Source organism: Pedobacter sp. KBW06, from assembly GCF_003852525.1.
Lineage (GTDB): Bacteria > Bacteroidota > Bacteroidia > Sphingobacteriales > Sphingobacteriaceae > Pedobacter.
The window spans coordinates 1,651,163-1,668,818 of sequence record NZ_QAJL01000001.1; the positions used below are offsets into that span (position 1 = coordinate 1,651,163).

14 protein-coding genes are annotated in these 17,656 nt (G+C 43.5%); 4 read left to right on the forward strand and 10 right to left on the reverse strand.

Annotation, left to right across the window (positions count from 1 at the left end):
* Positions 1–5: 5 nt before the first annotated feature.
* Both DBR43_RS06570 and DBR43_RS06575 read right to left on the reverse strand, forming a co-directional pair.
* A complete protein-coding gene (locus DBR43_RS06570; protein ID WP_124579048.1) occupies positions 6–704 on the reverse strand; it encodes an ABC transporter ATP-binding protein in 699 nt (232 codons plus the stop codon).
* 100 nt (positions 705–804) lie between these two features.
* Positions 805–2,049 carry an efflux RND transporter periplasmic adaptor subunit gene (locus tag DBR43_RS06575; RefSeq protein WP_124579050.1) on the reverse strand — a complete coding sequence of 415 codons (1,245 nt, stop codon included), beginning with the start codon at positions 2,047–2,049 and terminating at the stop codon, positions 805–807.
* A gap of 300 nt (positions 2,050–2,349) precedes the next feature.
* On the opposite strand from DBR43_RS06575, the gene DBR43_RS06580 reads away from it, so the two are divergent.
* Positions 2,350–3,720, forward strand: coding sequence for a sigma-54-dependent transcriptional regulator (locus DBR43_RS06580; RefSeq protein ID WP_124579052.1), 1,371 nt, complete (start codon positions 2,350–2,352; stop codon positions 3,718–3,720).
* Entirely contained in the window at positions 3,717–5,078 is a 1,362-nt protein-coding gene (locus DBR43_RS06585; RefSeq protein ID WP_124579054.1) for a sensor histidine kinase, read from the forward strand. Before DBR43_RS06580 ends, DBR43_RS06585 begins: the two co-directional genes overlap by 4 nt.
* Positions 5,079–5,096: 18 nt before the next feature.
* Here DBR43_RS06585 and DBR43_RS06590 read toward each other — a convergent pair whose 3' ends face one another.
* Together DBR43_RS06590 and DBR43_RS06595 are read right to left on the reverse strand one after the other, a co-directional pair.
* Positions 5,097–6,371, reverse strand: coding sequence for a glucose-1-phosphate adenylyltransferase (locus DBR43_RS06590; protein ID WP_124579055.1), 1,275 nt, complete (start codon positions 6,369–6,371; stop codon positions 5,097–5,099).
* Positions 6,372–6,385: 14 nt separating this feature from the next.
* Positions 6,386–7,792: a glycogen synthase gene (locus DBR43_RS06595; RefSeq protein ID WP_124579057.1), complete on the reverse strand. Its 1,407-nt coding sequence runs from the start codon at positions 7,790–7,792 to the stop codon at positions 6,386–6,388.
* 488 nt (positions 7,793–8,280) lie between these two features.
* On the opposite strand from DBR43_RS06595, the gene DBR43_RS06600 reads away from it, so the two are divergent.
* Together DBR43_RS06600 and DBR43_RS06605 are read left to right on the forward strand one after the other, a co-directional pair.
* Positions 8,281–9,267, forward strand: coding sequence for a GlxA family transcriptional regulator (locus DBR43_RS06600; protein WP_124579059.1), 987 nt, complete (start codon positions 8,281–8,283; stop codon positions 9,265–9,267).
* A gap of 101 nt (positions 9,268–9,368) precedes the next feature.
* Positions 9,369–10,148 carry a DJ-1/PfpI family protein gene (locus DBR43_RS06605; RefSeq protein WP_158622450.1) on the forward strand — a complete coding sequence of 260 codons (780 nt, stop codon included), beginning with the start codon at positions 9,369–9,371 and terminating at the stop codon, positions 10,146–10,148.
* Between the two features lie 269 nt (positions 10,149–10,417).
* On the opposite strand, the gene DBR43_RS06610 is transcribed toward DBR43_RS06605, so the two are convergent.
* Genes DBR43_RS06610 through DBR43_RS06635 form a run of 6 tightly spaced genes read right to left on the reverse strand, consistent with a single transcriptional unit; the run spans position 10,418 to position 17,641 of the window.
* Positions 10,418–11,668, reverse strand: coding sequence for a sulfate adenylyltransferase subunit 1 (locus tag DBR43_RS06610; RefSeq protein WP_124579063.1), 1,251 nt, complete (start codon positions 11,666–11,668; stop codon positions 10,418–10,420).
* Complete coding sequence (gene cysD / locus DBR43_RS06615; protein ID WP_124579065.1) at positions 11,668–12,573, reverse strand: sulfate adenylyltransferase subunit CysD; 906 nt, start codon at positions 12,571–12,573, stop codon at positions 11,668–11,670. The genes DBR43_RS06610 and cysD overlap by 1 nt, the downstream gene beginning before the upstream one ends.
* Before the next feature lie 10 nt (positions 12,574–12,583).
* Positions 12,584–13,288, reverse strand: a complete 705-nt coding sequence (locus tag DBR43_RS06620; RefSeq protein WP_124579067.1) for a phosphoadenylyl-sulfate reductase — start codon at positions 13,286–13,288, stop codon at positions 12,584–12,586.
* A 2-nt stretch (positions 13,289–13,290) separates the two neighbouring features.
* Positions 13,291–14,760, reverse strand: a complete 1,470-nt coding sequence (locus tag DBR43_RS06625; RefSeq protein ID WP_124579069.1) for a TSUP family transporter — start codon at positions 14,758–14,760, stop codon at positions 13,291–13,293.
* A gap of 5 nt (positions 14,761–14,765) precedes the next feature.
* Entirely contained in the window at positions 14,766–15,554 is a 789-nt protein-coding gene (cobA, locus tag DBR43_RS06630; RefSeq protein ID WP_124579071.1) for a uroporphyrinogen-III C-methyltransferase, read from the reverse strand.
* On the reverse strand, positions 15,554–17,641 hold the full coding sequence (locus DBR43_RS06635) for a HEPN domain-containing protein (protein ID WP_124579072.1): 2,088 nt from the start codon (positions 17,639–17,641) through the stop codon (positions 15,554–15,556). Before DBR43_RS06635 ends, cobA begins: the two co-directional genes overlap by 1 nt.
* Positions 17,642–17,656 lie beyond the last annotated feature (15 nt).

Below are 17,656 nucleotides of genomic sequence, written 5' to 3' on the forward strand. Positions count from 1 at the left end.
ATTACTTATATAAGTTCTTCTGTACGGTTCTTATTGATCTTTTCAGAGATGACGTGTCCATCTTTTAAGTTGATGATCCGGTTAGAAAAACTGGCATCATGAGAAGAGTGGGTCACCATGACAATCGTGGTTCCTGTTTCATTCAGTTCACAAAGCAACTCCATGACTTCATTACCGTGGGAACTGTCCAGGTTTCCTGTAGGCTCATCCGCCAATACCAGTTTTGGCTTGGTTACCAATGCCCTGGCAACAGCCACACGTTGCTGCTGTCCACCTGAAAGCTGCTGAGGAAAGTGTCCGCTCCTATTCACAATGTTCATCCTTTCGATGATCTCATTGACCAGCCTTTTACGCTCTGTAGCCGGGATTTTGTTATAGATCAACGGAAGTTCGATGTTTTCAAAAACGGTCAGCTCATCGATCAAATTGAAATTCTGGAACACAAATCCCATATTACGTTTCCTGAAGTTGGAACGTTCCTTGTCATTGAGCTTCAATAATTCCGTGTCAATGAATTTATAACTGCCACTTTCAGGCTTATCCAATAAGCCCATTACATTTAGCAAAGTAGATTTACCGCAGCCCGAAGGCCCCATAATAGAGACAAATTCGCCTTCTTTAACATGAAGGTTTATCCCATTTAAAGCAGTAGTCTCAATTTCTTCAGTTTTATAAACTTTTTCCAGGTTTTCTATTTTTATCATGGCTATATTTTTATCCGTTTAAGCGTTTTTTAGAAAGGCTAGCGCCCGGATCAACGCAATAATCCTGGGCACACTAACCTAAATTTATGTCTTTAATGCACTATTTGCTAATTTCTATAATATCATACTGGTTGAACTGATCGTAAGATGAAGTAATCACTTCCTCTTCTTTTTGTAAGCCTTCCAATACTTCATAGTACAGGTAGTTTTTACGACCAATCTTCACGTTTCTTTTCGTGGCTTTTCCATTTTTCACCACAAATACCCAGGTGCCGCCGGTACTTTGGAAAAACTGTCCCTGTGAGATCAGCAGAGATTTGCTGTTGTCCGACAAGGTAAGTTTCACCTGCATAGACAGACCTCTTCTCAGCTCATCCGGAGATTTTCCTTCGAATACCAACTCCACCTGAAACTGCCCTGCGGTAACCTCCGGAATCACTTTTCTGACCGATAGCTTATACGTATTGCCGTTAAACTCTACGTTCGCACTTTGTCCTTCTTTCACCCTGTTGATGTAATACTCATCTACTGCTGCCTGCAATTTATACCCTTGCAGTACATCGATCTTACCCAACATTTCATTCGGGGCATAAGACTTACCTGTTACCGGATCATAAGAAGATAAACGTCCGGCCACAGGTGCCTTGATGGTCATATTCTCAATATTCTGTCTGATGGTTTCCAGGCTTTCATTCATCCTGCCGATGGAAATGTCAATCTGTTTAAGCTGCATTACCCTCCCCTGATTCTCCTGTTTTACCGCTTGTTTCAAAATGTTCTTTCTACCTTGAAAATATTCGTAATCCTGACTTGAAATGTTAAACTCTTCACGTGTGATGACATTCTTAGCGAATAAGGTGCTGTCAATTTTATATTTTCTGCTCGCCGTTCTCAAACTGTTTTCAATCACCATCATATCCTGGCTCATCACCCTTTGATTTTGTTCCAGATCCAGACGCAGCTTTCTCAATTGATTGATCTGCTCGGTAATACTCGTTTCGCTGGAAGTATAATTAGATAAGGCATTCGGATTGGTAATCCTCAATAATGGCGTTCCTTTAACTACCGAAGCTCCGTTTTCTGTAAAGATCTCGGCTACAGTACCACCTTCCGGTGAACTTACAATTACCGAGGTTAAGGGAACCACGCTTGCATTGAGCAATACGACATCCTCGAAGTCGCCATACTGAACTTTGCTCACTGTAATCTTCTCTGCATCTGCTTTATATACCTTGTTTAAGGAAAGGCTGTATCCATAAGCCACAAGGCCCACTAAAGCTATAGCCCCTGCAATGGTTATTATTGTTTTTTTACTGAACCTTTTTTTCTCTATGATCTTATCCATTTTTGTATTACGCTTAGTGATTAGCCATAAGCCAAGGGTATGCCAATCAAAAAAAATATATTTATATCACTAATTATCAACTAGTTAAATCAAACATCAATCAAAAAGCGTTCATAATCGGACACTAGCTGTACAGCATCGAACAGTTTCTGCTATTTTTGAGCGTTGCTTCGGCTTTACCTTTATCAGAAGCGCAACCTTACCTGATGCCGCTTCGGAAAGTCAGGATGAAGGCCATTTATACCTGATACACGATAACGAATAATAAGGAAACCAAACCGTACAGTTAAATTCATAAAAATGATAGATGCAAATGTTTTAGTAATCGATGACGATGACGACATCTTATTGAGTGCACGCTTATTCTTAAAACAACATTTCAATCAGGTTGTGACCTGTAAATCTCCAAAGGAAATCAATGTACTGCTCAGTCATAATGAGATAGACATTATCCTGCTGGACATGAATTATCAGAAGGGAGCCAGTAACGGACGCGAGGGATTGTACTGGCTGGAGCATATCCTCTCCATTGATAAAGATTATGTCGTGATCTTAATGACTGCTTATGGAAATGTGGAGCTGGCTGTTCAGGCGATTAAAAAGGGTGCTACAGACTTTATTCTTAAGCCCTGGGAAAATGAAAAACTATTCGCGACCCTGTCGGCGGCATCCCGTTTAAGGCAGTCCAACAAAAAAGTAAAGAAACTGGAAAAGATCCATTCTTCTTTACAAAAGGACCAGGCCAGACAGTTCGAGCATATCGTTGGAAATTCAGCACCCATTAAACACCTGCAGAATACCCTCATTAAAGTGGCACCAACAGATGCCAATGTCCTGATTCTTGGAGAAAACGGAACAGGAAAACAGGTTTTCGCCTATGAACTGCACAAGCATTCCCTGCGAAAGAACCACATCTTTATGCATGTAGATCTGGGTTCCCTGAATGAAAATCTTTTTGAAAGCGAGCTTTTTGGTTATGCCAAAGGAGCATTTACAGATGCCAAAGACGATAAACCAGGCAGGTTTGAGCTTGCAGATGGAGGAACCATATTTTTAGATGAGATTGGAAACCTGTCTCAGCCGCTCCAGGCAAAACTATTAAGTGTACTGCAAAACAGAACGGTGACCCGCCTGGGAGAGAGCAAAGAGCGCAAAGTCAATGTCCGCCTGATTACGGCCACCAATATGCCACTCAATGAAATGGTGAACAAAGGAACTTTCAGACAGGATTTGTTGTTCCGGATCAATACGGTAGAGCTATTGCTGCCAGGCCTTGCCCAACGTGGTGAAGACATCATCCTGCTGGCAAACCACTTCCTGCAGAGTTTCAGCACAAAATACCATAAAAGCCTGTATAAATTCGAGGCAAAAGCCGAGAGTTTGTTATTAGGTTACCATTGGCCAGGAAACGTACGCGAACTGCAACATGTAATTGAACGCGCAGTGATCATGGCCGATGGCATGGAAATCAGTGCAGGAGATCTACAACTGAGCCCACAGAAGTTCGGTGGAAATACCCTGATCCAGCCGGAAATGGGACTGGAAGAAATGGAAAAGCTTATGGTTCAGAAAGCAATAGACAAACATAAAGGCAATATCTCCAGGGCTGCCCTAGAACTTGGCCTCACCCGTGCTGCACTTTACAGGCGCATAGAAAAATTTGACCTATGACCTTTTATAACCGCTTCACTTTCCGCTTAATCAGTCGCCTGGTATTGATCAATGCACTGGGAATCTTGCTGTATTACCTGATCAGGAAAACAGAACTCTGGTTTACCATTTCCGGATTAGGCATCCTGCTGATCTCCGCCCTGCTGAATTTATACTTTTACATCAACCAGATCAGGGAAGACATCAAGCGTTTTATCCTGGCGGTAAAAACCCGCGACAGTACCCTGAACTTTAGAAATAAGGCTACAAAGGGCAGTTTTCCTGAACTTTATGAATCTTTCAACGACATCATACAAACCCAGAAAGACATACAGCTGGAGAAGGATTCCATGTTTCAACTCATTAAGACTATTCTGGAGCAGGTTCCTGTGGGTGTAATTGTGATCAAAGACAATGTGCAGGATGCCCGGCAAACAGAAATTGTATTTTTCAACCAGGCGGCAACGAGTTTATTAGGCATTCCAACCTATAAATACTGGCACCGTGTGGCACAGCATAGCCCCGATTTCTCAAAAGAAATCGAAGCGATTGGCAAGGGTGGGAAGCGTTTTATGGAACTGAAAATTCAGGACAAACTCATCCAGCTCTCTACCGAAGTGATCCCCCTTAATCTGTACATGACAGACTATACGATCATCTCTTTTCAGAACATCAAGGACGAGATCGAACAAAAAGAAAGCGAAGCATGGAACAGGTTGATTGGTGTCATCTCTCATGAGATCTTAAATTCCATTACGCCGATCAGCTCTTTATCCGACACAGTGAACAGCATGATCTCCAATAAGGAAACCTTAAATCATGAGGACCTTGAAGATTTAAAACCAGCCATAAAAACGATCAAAAGGAGATCCGAGGGATTACTGGATTTCGTAAAGGATTACCGCCTGATCGCAGAACTCCCTACGCCCGATCTGGAATACCATACCATAGGAGAAATCCTGCAACACATCAAAGTATTGATGCAGCCTTTTGCCAATGGCAGGAACATCATGCTTAAAGTGGAGCAAACTTCTTCGAAAATCACGATACAGATGGACTTGAAACTCGTGGAACAGGCCTTGATTAACCTCGTTACCAATAGCATTTATGCTTTGGATGAAGCCGAGCACCCCGTGATCGAGATCAACTACCGGCTCGATCAGAACAAGTTATACCTGGAAGTAACGGATAATGGCAAAGGAATCGATGCAGAACTGATTGAGAAAATCTTTGTCCCTTTCTTTACGACCAGAAAAAATGGTTCGGGTATTGGCCTGACCATTACCCGAAACATTATGAAGATGCACCATGGAAGCCTTGAAGTGAATTCTATTCCTTTTGAAAAAACAGTGTTCTCATTGGTCTTCCGGTATCAATAACGATTATTTAATAAATGATTATTTAATGATCGTTCCATCAGGAATAATGGCTCCTTTTTTCACGACAACAATACCATCCTTTACGGTATAAAGTGCATGATCGCTGTCAGGAAGGTGTGCCCCGCCAATGATCTGAACGTCATTTCCAATCCTGCAGTTTTTATCTAAGATGGCATTGGTGATGATACACCTGTCGCCGATGCCGATCCATGGCTTTTTATTTTGCAGATCGACCTCCATCTCTTCCAGAACCTGGTATTTATCACTGCCCATAATATAGCAGCTGTCAACAGTAGTCTCTTTTCCAATCCGTGCACGAATACCGATCACAGAATGCCTGATGCTTTCCGCATGTAAAATACAGCCTTCAGCAATGATCGCCTTATCCAGCGTTGTTCCCAGAATCTTGGAAGGTGGCAACATCCGCGGGCGGGTAAAAATGCTGTGGTGACTGTCGAACAGGTTAAACTTAGGCAGGTCATCGGTCAGTCCAAGATTGGCTTCAAAGAAAGAAGAGATGTTTCCAATATCTGTCCAATACCCCTCATACTGAAAGCTCAGCACATCATAGGTATTTAACATTCTTGGGATAATTTCCTTTCCAAAATCCTTCTCATCTGCATTTTCAGCAAATATTTTAATCAGTAAGTCTCTGTTAAAAATATAAATCCCCATCGATGCCAGGTGCTCACGACCTTCGGCACGCATCTCTTCTCCGGTATCAGAAGTCCAGTCGGCCAGTAACGAAGCCGCAGGTTTCTCGATAAATGACGTGATGATGTTCTGCTCATTGGATTTAAGGATCCCAAATTCCGGTGCTTCTTTTTCAGTTACCGGAATCGTTGCGAGTGTAATCTGTACGCCGCTTTCAATGTGCGCATTCACCATCTTGTTGAAATCCATCTGATACAGCTGATCTCCCGATAAAATGAGTACGTACTCAAATTCATGGTTTAACAAATGGTGCATGGTTTGCCTTACCGCATCCGCAGTTCCCTGAAACCAGGTTGGGTTATCAGGCGTTTGCTCTGCCGCAAGAATGTCTACAAAAGCAGCACTGAAATGGCTAAAATGATAGGTGTTCTTAATGTGCTTATTCAGCGAGGCTGAATTAAATTGCGTAAGAACGAACATGCGGTGTATGCCTGAGTTTAAGCAGTTTGAAATCGGAATATCAACCAGCCGGTACTTTCCGGCTATAGGAACCGCTGGTTTAGAGCGCGTTTGTGTAAGTGGGGACAACCTCGATCCCTGGCCACCACCAAGGATGACCGCCAATACTTTATCAGTCATAGCTATTCAGTTTATTATATTTGGTACAAGTCAATGTATTGTTGTGCCGCTCTATCCCATGAGTGGTCTAATTGCATCATATATTTACGGATCTCCTTCAGGTGTTTTTCATCATGGTAAAGCTCATAAGCCCTTCCTATCGCATGGCCAACATCCCAAACACTGGTCTGATCATGACAAACTCCAAAACCACCATCCCCAATGTCAACCACCGTATCCTTTAATCCTCCTACCCTCCGTACAATCGGAACCGTCCCATAACGCAGTGCATACATCTGGTTTAATCCACATGGCTCCACCCTGCTTGGCATCAGCAGAAAGTCTGCCCCTGCATAAATCTGATGGGACAGCTGTTCATTATAGCCAATATAAGCGTTGTAGTTTCCCGGGAAAGCTTCCTTCAACTGCATTAGTCTCCCTTCTACCTGGGGATCTCCGGATCCTAAAACCAACACATTTATTCCTCCGTTAGCCTGTAACAAAGCATTATAAAATATATCCGGTAAGAGGTCGGCTCCCTTTTCTCCGACTAATCGTCCTATGAAAGTAAAGAGTGGTTTCAGAGGATCTAAGTTGAAAACACGACATAAGGCTTCTTTGTTTGCCTTTTTTCCATTTTCTACCGTACGAATGGCATATTTTTTTTCGAGCATCGGATCATTTTGCGGATCCCAGACCTCATTGTCTATTCCGTTCAGAATTCCAACCGACTTAGCCCGCTCCTGTGCAAGTAAATCTTCTAAGCCATTTGCCTTAAAGCTAATCTCTTCCAGATAACTTGGTGATACCGTAGTTACCTTCCAGGCACATTTTATCGCCGAAGCCAAGGGGTTGATGGAACCTTTCCAGTCCAGCTGACCGGATTTCCATAAGTCAAAAGGAGGAATATAATGAAGCTTATCCCAGCCAAACTGCCCCTGATATTGCGCATTGTGTATGGTCAGTATCGAAGGTACCGTACTCAATTTCTTAAACTGATGACAATAAGCCATCATAAAAGGAACCAAACCGGTATGGTGATCGTGACAATGAATCACATCAGGGCGGTGTTCCCATTGGGTGATCCAGTCGAGCACCGCAATCTGATAGGCAAGAAAACGCTCGGTATCGTCGTCGTAACCGTAAACATTCGGCCGGTCCAGCAATCCGGAAATGTGGACAAGGTAAAGGTCGAAGCCTAACTTATTCGTTTTTTCCCTGAAGATGCGCACAGGAAAATTGTGGAAACCTAACTTTCCCCATCCGTCGTAAACCACCTCAAACTCGTTTTCCTGCATGAATTTAGTCTGGTAAGCAGGCATTACCACCTTCGCTACATGGCCAAGCTTGTTCTGGTATTTTGGCAGTGCGCCAACAACATCGCCCAGTCCACCTACTTTCGCAATAGGATAACATTCCGCACTCAGGTGTATAATCTCCATAGTTTTATTTGGGGGGTTAAAAAGTATCTTAAATTAGGGAATAACAGGTAGAATGGCAATTATTACAGGAAATTATTTCTTAAAAAAGATATGCTATTCAAAGACTGAAATCTTTTGCAGCGAAGAGCTGCAAAATTTTCTAGGTCTTTTCACAGCACAATCTTTTTTAAGGAATAAATATTTACTCGGAATAAAGCTGGGAAGAGGGAAAAGCAGGATGCAGAGCAGGGTTTTATAGCAATTGTTTTGGAGGCAGATATGGGTAGGTTATTGCGTAGATTTTGGAGGCAGGGGCATTAGAAGGAGGCTTTATTGCAGGCATTCGGAGGCAAATATTCATTGCAAGGGATTAAAGACCGGATTTTTATTACAGAACTGAGAGATGAAAGGCATTAGTGAAAAGGTCCGTATTTGGCAGAAATGCACGTAAACTTGTCATTGCAGACGAACTCTCCTGACCTTACCTTTGTCGGGTAATATAAAGATCAATGGAGAAGCGATTAGTTGTTATTGTTGCCATGCCTGATGCCTTAACACTTGACATTATAGGTCCTGCCGATGTATTTACGGGTGCGAATCATTTTTATCCTTCGGAAACCTTAAAAAAAATAGATGTGGAGTACGAGGTGCTTACCGTATCTGCTACGGAAGATCTTGATGTCAGTACCAGAAGCGGCATTGTGATCAGGACCAATAGCAATATTTATACGATCGACAAAAAGATTGATACGTTACTCATCGCCGGATTTCCCAGTCATATGGAATGGAAAAGCTATCCCAGACTGGTGGAATGGGTAAAGACAAAGGCACCTGAGATTCGAAGAGTAGGCTCTGTATGTATTGGTGCATTTGTATTAGCAGAAGCCGGTTTGTTAAAGAATAAAGGAGCAACCACACATTGGATGAACTGCCAGGAGTTACACAGTTCATATGAAGATATCCGCGTTAATCCTGATCCGATTTTTGTTAAGGATGGCAACATCTATACTTCTGCCGGAGCCTCAGCGGGAATTGACCTTGCGCTGGCTATGGTAGAAGAGGATCACGGTCCGGAGCTGGCTTTAACCATTGCCAGGTACCTAGTTTTGTACCTCCGCAGACCAGGCAACCAATCCCAGTTTAGTAACCTGCTCAGCCAGCAACTCTCCAGTAAAAAGCCAATCCGGGACCTGCAATTATGGATCGCCAAACACCTGCAGGAAGACCTGAACGTAGAGCGCTTATCTGGTCGTATGGCAATGAGCCCCAGAAATTTTGCCAGAGTATTTCATATAGAAACCGGATTCACTCCAGCCCGGTATATCGAAAAGCTACGTGTAGAATCCGGACGCAGATTCCTGGAAGAAACCAGACTATCCCTGGATGAGATCGCTGAAAAATGTGGCTTCGGTAGTTCAGATACCATGAGAAAAGCATTTCTACGTCACCTGGATACCAGCCCCTCGTATTACCGGAATCTGTTTGGTTCCTCCTAAAACAACTTAATTCCAAACTGCTTTAAACAGCTTAAACGATCGTTTTAAACCATTGTATGGCTACTGCATTGCTTAATATTTCACATCATAATTCAAAAAACATGAAATCAGTTAAATTCTTAATTGCCATCACTTCAATTATCGTCAACACTATCGCCGCTCAGGCACAACAGACAAAACAGATGCAACAGACACCGCACACACAACAGACAAAACAGATACGACAGACACAACAACCAAAAAATCAGCTGCTTGAACTGAAAAAAGAAAAAAAGAAAATCAATGTCGCCTTTCTAATCTACGATCAGGTGGAAGCGATGGACCTGAATGGTCCGGTAGACGTCTTTACAAAAGCAAATGCAATGGACCCCACATATTACCTTTACACCGTCTCTGCATCCAGCAAAAAACTTGTCCCTTCAGAAGGAGGTACAATAGTGATGCAATCTACTTACGGTTTTGAAAATGCTCCTCAGGCAGATATCCTGATTGTTCCGGGCGCTGCGCCAGAAGTAATCAAAAGTACCTCCGACAGTCAACCTGAACTCCTGAAATGGATCAGCAACCAAAATAAAAATACAAAGCTAACCATGTCTGTATGCACCGGATCTTTACTATTGTCAAAAGCGGGAGTGCTGGATGGAAATAAAGCCACTACCCATTACCTCGCCCTGAACCTGCTTAAACAAAACAAAAAAATAGAAACTCTTGAAAAGGTCCGCTTTGTGGAAGATGGAAAACTGATAACCACCGCAGGAATCACCTCAGGATTAGACGGCTCCCTTCATGTAGTAGAACTGATCAACGGAAAAGAAATAGCAGATCAAATCGGAAAAATTATGGTCTACAACAGGAATGGCGACCTGTCTTTCATGGAATAATTATCAAAAAAAAAGAAGCGTTCTAAGAAAAGGCATAGGAAGATTTGCGCCCCTTCAGCGCAAAAGATTCCAGCCTTTGATTAGTAATGCTTCTTTTTTTAAAGTAATATTTCTAAAAATAATACTGCTAAATAACGCTGCTAAAAATTAACAATCCTAAAAAATTACGCTGCTAAAAACCAATATCACGACTAAATAACATTGCTGAAAAGTAACAATCCAAAAAAGTAACACCGCTAAAAACCAATATTACCAAAAAGCAATACACCTTAGTCCGCTACTGCCCTGAACATCAGCGCCGCAACCGTCAAATTCGTTCTGCTGTCAATCAAAATCGCCGCGCCATTCGCCTTATTGTCAGTATAAAGATCAAAAGCAAGCTCGTCAGCAGTTTTAACCACTACACGCCCTATATCATTGAGCTTAAAATCAACTGCATTTTCCTTTTCCAAAGTATTGATATCAACCTTGTAAATGATCTCATTGATCTTCGCCTTAGTCACCTTACTATTGTGTTGCAACAGGTAAGTAATGCTTTCATCCAAAGGGCGCGTATCCATCCAGCAAACATCTGCTTCGATAAGTTTAGAGTTCTGCGGCAAATGATCTGCATTGACCAATACATCGCCCCTGCTGATGTCTACATTGTCTTTCAGGTGAAGTGTAACCGATTGTCCGGCATGCACCTCTTCCGGTCGCTGGTCAAAGATTTCAATTCGCTCAATTACAGAACTGCTTCCTGATGGCAATACCGTTACCTTATCATTTACTTTAAAGGAACCGCTCAGCACTCTTCCGGCATAACCTCTGTAATCGTGAAGCTCATCAGTTTGTGGACGCACCACCCACTGAACAGGCATCCTCGCGAGGTTATAGCTTTGCTGATCTTCTACATCTACAGTCTCGAGGAAGTGCAATAAACTACGTCCCTGATACCAGTCCATATGTTTAGATTCATGAACAATGTTATCCCCTTTTAAGGCACTTACCGGGATAAAGGTCACTTCTTTTAATTTCAGGTCGGCAGCAAGCGTTTTATATTTTTCAGTGATGGCATTGAATACCGTTTCACTGTAATCTACCATGTCCATTTTATTCAGGGCCACTACAACATGTTCAATGCCAAGCAAGGAAACAAGATAGGAATGTCTGATGGTTTGCTCTACAACTCCATTTCTGGCATCAATTAAGATGATGGCCAGTTTAGCAGTAGACGCACCAGTAACCATATTTCGGGTATACTGAATATGGCCCGGGGTATCAGCGATGATAAACTTACGCTTGTCAGTCTGGAAATATTTGTAAGCCACATCAATGGTAATTCCCTGTTCTCTCTCTGCTCTTAGCCCATCTGTTAAAATGGCAAGGTCAATTGTTCCATCGTCATTTTTGCGGTTGGATTGCTGTAAGGCTTCCAGCTGATCGGCTAAAATAGAATCCGTATCGTAAAGCAATCTTCCGATAAGCGTGCTCTTTCCGTCGTCCACACTTCCTGCGGTAAAAAATTTCAATAAATTCATTAAAAATACCCTCCTTTTTTGCGGTCTTCCATAGCAGCTTCGGATACTTTATCGTCCATGCGGGCTCCACGTTCACTAATTTTTGATGCACTGATCTCGGCAATGATATCTCCTATTTCGTCTGCTTCAGATTCTACTGCTGCAGTACAGCTCATATCTCCTACCGTACGGAAACGGACTTTCTTATTTTCGACAATATCTTCTTCGTCCATATTCAGGAATGGAGAGGCTGCCATGAGTTGTCCGTTTCTGGTGATACAATCCCTGTAATGGGCAAAATAGATGGAAGGAAGGTCGATGTTTTCTCTTTTCACATAGTTCCATACATCCAGTTCTGTCCAGTTGCTGATTGGGAATACCCTCACGTTTTCGCCTTTATGGATCTTCCCGTTATAGATGTTCCAAAGCTCCGGGCGCTGACGCTTAGGATCCCATTGTCCGAATTCATCCCTTACCGAGAAGATTCTTTCTTTGGCTCTTGCTTTTTCCTCGTCCCTTCTTGCACCACCGATGCAGGCATCAAAGCCATGTTTGGCAATGGTATCCAGAAGCGTTACCGTTTGCAATGCATTTCTGCTGGCATTTTTTCCTGTTTGCTCTACCACTTTCCCCTGGTCAATAGATTCCTGAACATGGCCAACAATCAGTTTTTCGCCCAGTCGCGCTACCATTTTATCACGGTAATCGATGGTTTCTTCAAAGTTATGTCCGGTATCGATATGCACCAATGGAAAAGGAAACTTTCCCGGACGGAATGCTTTTTCAGCAAGCCTCACCAGGGTGATGGAATCTTTACCTCCGGAGAATAACAATGCTGGCTTTTCAAATTGCCCTGCTACTTCACGTAAGATGTGAATCGCCTCGGCCTCCAGTTCGTCTAAATAATCTAAATTATACTTACTCATTTTCGTTTAATTACGAAGTGGCATGTAAACCACATTCTTTCTTTGATTGATCTTCCCACCACCAGCGTCCGGCTCTGAAATCTTCGCCTTCCCGTACCGCTCTCGTACAAGGGGCACATCCGATACTCGGAAATCCTTTATCGTGCAAGGTGTTGTATACGATATTGTGTTTTTTAATGTACGCTTTTATTTCTTCCAGCGACCAGAAGAAGATGGGATGGAACTTTAACAACTCATTTTGTGCATCCCATTCTATATTGGCCATATCATGTCTGTTTAGGGACTGCTCGGACCGGATTCCGGTAATCCAGCAATCCTTACCACTAAGTGCTCGTTTTAATGGCTCCAATTTACGGATATGGCAACACTCTTTTCTATTTTCTACACTTTCATAAAAGCTGCTTGGTCCTTTGGCATTGACCATTTCCTGCAAGGCTTCTGCCTGAGGATGGTAGGCCAGGATCGGTTTTTTATAATTCTCCAGGGTCCGGTTCCATACATAATAGGTTTCGGGAAACAGCCTGCCGGTTTCCAGCGTAAACACTTCGATGGGAATATCATTCGAAAAGATCATGTGTGTAATCACCTGATCTTCCCATCCGAAACTGGTAGAGAAAACAATTTTTCCAGGGTAAGTACCGGCAAAATACCTCAGCGCTTCCACAGGATCTTTATCTTTTATTTGTGCTGCTATTTCTGCTAAATCTACTTTCATGACTATACGAGTTTAAGGATAAAATTGATGATGCTGCGAAGGCTGACTAAAACCACCAGCACGCCTACCGACACCATGATCGTCTTCACGGAGATCTTATTGGAAACCCTTGCCGCAATCGGCGATGCCAAAGCACTCCCGATCACCAAACCTGCAACCGCTTCCCAATGCGCGCCGTTCAACATCGTGATAAAGGTCAGCGAGCTCATCAGGGCGATGAAGAAACGGGTAATCTTTACCGTTCCAAGAGAGAATCTTGGGTTTCTTCCTCCTGCAATTAAGCTCGACAACACGATGGATCCCCATCCACCACCACCAACAGCGTCAATAAATCCACCAAACAATCCCAATAAAGAGATCTTTTTAATTTTACCCTTCGGGTCTTTATGTTTACGGTTTACCTTAAACGCTTTGGAAAGAATTACCCCTCCCAAAATCAGCGTATATAAGGAAACCAATGGTTTGGTATAATGACTGTAATGCTCCAGGGAAGACAGTAAATAAGCTCCTGTCACTGCCCCGATGATTCCTGGAACCAATAAAATTCGAAATAGTTTCCAGTTTACATTTCCAAAACGGTAATGCATCCATCCGGCGATTCCGTTACTTAATATTTCTGATAAATGGACTCCCATACTGGCCGAGGCAGGTGGAACACCCATGGCCAGAGAGAAGGAAGTAGAGGTCACCCCGTACGACATTCCAATGGCACCATCGATCATTGCAAAGATAAAGCCACCAATCAGGAACCAGTAAAACATAGGGTTCAGTTGCGATATATAGGCCTGAAATTCAGGCTCTTTATTCCAGAAAGCAGCGATGACAATTGCAAAAGAAAAGACAATCGAAGTCCAGATCAGCCATTTGAAGTTTTTCTTTACTTTATCTTCTCCTTTCTGTTTTACCAGGATGGCCGTCACCTCGTTCAGCTTTTTAACTTTCGAGCTGAAGTTCCCGTTCAGCGTATTTCTCAATGCCTGCATTTGCTGCAGCGTATCGTTCAGTTCTTCCGGCAAGTTATCATTCAGCACCTCTTTCAATCGTTTTGCAATGGTTGGCGATTTTCCGTTGGTGGAGATCGCAATTTTCAGGTCGCCCTTTTTTACGATGGAGCCCAGGTAAAAGTTGCAGAGCTCAGGCTTATCTGCAAAGTTCACCAGGAGGTTCCGCTGGTCTGCTTCTGCCCTGATTTGCTGGTTGAGTGCATCATTATTTGTTGCCGCAACCACCAGGTCTGCCTCATCCAGATCTGCAGGCTCAAATGCCCTTTGGAATAGCTTTACTTTTTCATAACCTTTGGCCAGCTCCTGCAATTCGGGTAAGATCTCCAGCGCAATCACCGTAACCCTCGCTTCCGGACTATTCGTTAATATGGCCGACAATTTCTCCAGTCCCACCGGTCCGGCACCAATCAGCAACGTATGTATCGTATTCAACTTGATGAAGACAGGAAATAATTGGTTGCCTTCCATATGGTTTATTGTTCCTCTTTAAGCGCGTTGAAAAATTCCCTGATTGGCTGAAAAGAAGGATGTAGCGATACTACTTCTCCAAAAATCAGCAATGCAGGAGCTTCAATCCCTTTTTCTTCCACTACTTCCACAATGGTATCGACAATGCCGATGGCCAGTTTCTCATTTTCCGTCGACCCGCTTTGAATCGCCGCAACAGGAAGCTGACCTTTCCCTTCGTTTTGGAAAAGCTTCACAATCTCTTTCAGCTTGCCCAGCCCCATCAGCACCACTACTGTTGCTTTAGACCTCGCCGCCTCATATAGGTCGTTGGAGATCTTTCCTGAAGTCGTGGTTCCTGTCACCACCCAGAAGCTTTCACTCAGGCCCCTGTGTGTTACCGGAATTTGCTGTAAACCGGGTACCGAGATCGAGCTCGATAAGCCTGGAACAACACTTACCGGAATGCTGTAACCTGCCGCGAAATCCAGTTCTTCATATCCCCTGCCAAAGACAAAGGGATCACCCCCTTTTAAGCGCACCACATGTCCGTAGTTAATGGCGTAATCGACCATCAGCTTATTGATCGCATCCTGGGCATAAGAATGTTCCCCCGAGCGCTTCCCTACATAGACCTTGATCGCATCCGGATTTGCATAGTCCAGGATCCCTTCATTCACTAAGGCATCGTAGAGTACAACATCTGCAGATTTCAAGGCATTGGCACCCCTCATCGTGATCAGTTCAGGATCACCAGGTCCGGCACCTACCAGGGTAATCCTGGGTTCTTTAGGGTTTATATTTTGAGTGATCATTAGATTTTCTCCTCTCTTTTTGCTGTAATCTGTTTATAAAAATTCTCCACTTCATTTAAATAAGCCGCAGCAAATTCTTCTGAGGGCTCGTTCTTGTTGATCTGCAGGACAAGTTCATTAAAGGTACTTTTCAGTTCAACCTCTCCTGTTTCCACATAATTTGTATCAAACTCACGGATCACACCGATCTGTGTGCTGCTGCTGACTCCTTTATCCAGTAACATCGCCTTAGCGCTGTTTACAAAGACGGCATAGGTATGGTAGATCGCATCAGACCATGCCTCTGCAGCATAAGAGGCCCTTGCCCACTCCAGCTTTTCACCTGCCTCTAACAACAAAGTCGCAACAAGGTCAATCACCACTCCGGCACATTCTCCTACTCCGATAGCAGTATTAAAGATCTCTTCATGTCCCCAGTCTACATATTCTTCATCTTTCAGGTTGGTCAGGTCTGCCAGTGGTTTTAACAACTGATAGAAATAATCCTTCCCTTGTCTGTCGTAATAATGGTGGAAGCTTTCGCTTGCTTCCCCATTATCGGCATAATCATTCAGAATAGTTCTCAGCACCGCTGTTGCACGTTTTGAAGGCGCTTTAATCACCCGCTCCGCCACTCTTCCAATCCCGTCACCTACGGTACCACCACCAAGCATCACCTGCACTGCAGGCACTACTTTTCCGTTGGCTTTTACCGAGCTGCCATGAAATCCGATATGTGCCAGTCCATGCTGACCACAGGAGTTCATACATCCGCTGATCTTAATCTTGATTTCTTTATCATAAATCAGTTCCGGGAATTCTTCATAGATCACTTCTTCCAGCGCAACCGATAGCGACATGCTGTTGGAAATCCCAAGGTTACAGGTATCTGTTCCCGGGCAGGTGGTCACATCACCGATGCTGTCAAATCCCGGGGTTGCAAAATCCAATGCTTTCAGTGCTAAATATAAAGAAGGTAAAGCACCTTCTCTAACAAATTTCAATAATAAACCCTGGTTCTGGGTGATGCGGATTTCGTCGGCAACGTAAGGGGAAATTCCTTCCACCAGCTTACGCGCACGGTCCGTTTTGATGTCTCCGATCGGAACCTTAACATATACGCCATAAAAGCCTTTTTGCTTTTGCTCCACCACATTTGTCGCACGCCAGTGCTGGTAATCCAGGGTCTCGATCACATCCAGATAAGGATATTCCAGCAAGGCCGGAGGTTCCGGTAAAGGAACCGCATCTCTGTCGATCGGATAAGACTTGGATTTATTGGCAATTCTTTCTTCGTCAATTAAACGCAATAGTTCTTCCAGACCAAGTTTCTGAACCAGGTATTTAAGACGTGCTTTATTGCGGTTGCTCCGTTCTCCATAACGGTCAAATACCCTCAATACAGATTCTGCATAAGGAATGATCTGATCTTCCGGAAGGAAATCGTGTACAAAGCTGGCCAGAAAAGGTTGTGCACCCAGTCCGCCACCCAGCATCACTTTAAAACCGCGTTCTCCTTTTTCGTTTATTTTAGGAATAAAACCAAGATCATGAATGTAACTGTATGCCGTATCTTTTTCATCAGAAGAGAAAGAAAACTTAATCTTTCTCCCCATCTCCTGGCAAATCGGATTTCTCAGGAAGTAAGTGAAGAAAGCATGGGCATAAGGAGAAACGTCGAACAACTCGTTCGGGTTAATTCCGGAATCCGGCGAAGAGGTTACATTTCTGACCGTATTTCCGCAAGCTTCCCGGATCGTTACATCGTCGCGCTCCAGCTCCTGCCATAATTGAGGCGTTCTGTCCAGGCTCACGTAATGAATCTGAATGTCCTGTCTGGTGGTTAAGTGCAAGTTTCCACTTCCATACTCATCAGAAACATCAGCAATGCGTAAGAGTTGTTTAAAAGTTACTTTTCCAAAGGGCAGTTTAATGCGCACCATTTGCACACCCGGCTGTCTTTGTCCGTAAACACCGCGGGCTAAACGCAGGCTTCTAAATTTCTCCTCATGGATTTTCCCTTCGCGGAAGTCCCTGATCTTTTTCTCCAGATCAATGATATCCTTTTCTACGACAGGATTTTCTAACTCTGTTCTAAAACTTTGCATAGTACGTTTGGTCTT

Coding starts and splice junctions, on each gene's coding strand:
- DBR43_RS06570 (WP_124579048.1), bottom strand. CDS start 704: ATGATAAAAATAGAAAACCTGGAAAAAGTTTATAAAACTGAAGAAATT.
- DBR43_RS06575 (WP_124579050.1), bottom strand. CDS start 2,049: ATGGATAAGATCATAGAGAAAAAAAGGTTCAGTAAAAAAACAATAATA.
- DBR43_RS06580 (WP_124579052.1), top strand. CDS start 2,350: ATGATAGATGCAAATGTTTTAGTAATCGATGACGATGACGACATCTTA.
- DBR43_RS06585 (WP_124579054.1), top strand. CDS start 3,717: ATGACCTTTTATAACCGCTTCACTTTCCGCTTAATCAGTCGCCTGGTA.
- DBR43_RS06590 (WP_124579055.1), bottom strand. CDS start 6,371: ATGACTGATAAAGTATTGGCGGTCATCCTTGGTGGTGGCCAGGGATCG.
- DBR43_RS06595 (WP_124579057.1), bottom strand. CDS start 7,792: ATGGAGATTATACACCTGAGTGCGGAATGTTATCCTATTGCGAAAGTA.
- DBR43_RS06600 (WP_124579059.1), top strand. CDS start 8,281: ATGGAGAAGCGATTAGTTGTTATTGTTGCCATGCCTGATGCCTTAACA.
- DBR43_RS06605 (WP_158622450.1), top strand. CDS start 9,369: ATGAAATCAGTTAAATTCTTAATTGCCATCACTTCAATTATCGTCAAC.
- DBR43_RS06610 (WP_124579063.1), bottom strand. CDS start 11,668: ATGAATTTATTGAAATTTTTTACCGCAGGAAGTGTGGACGACGGAAAG.
- cysD (WP_124579065.1), bottom strand. CDS start 12,573: ATGAGTAAGTATAATTTAGATTATTTAGACGAACTGGAGGCCGAGGCG.
- DBR43_RS06620 (WP_124579067.1), bottom strand. CDS start 13,288: ATGAAAGTAGATTTAGCAGAAATAGCAGCACAAATAAAAGATAAAGAT.
- DBR43_RS06625 (WP_124579069.1), bottom strand. CDS start 14,760: ATGGAAGGCAACCAATTATTTCCTGTCTTCATCAAGTTGAATACGATA.
- cobA (WP_124579071.1), bottom strand. CDS start 15,554: ATGATCACTCAAAATATAAACCCTAAAGAACCCAGGATTACCCTGGTA.
- DBR43_RS06635 (WP_124579072.1), bottom strand. CDS start 17,641: ATGCAAAGTTTTAGAACAGAGTTAGAAAATCCTGTCGTAGAAAAGGAT.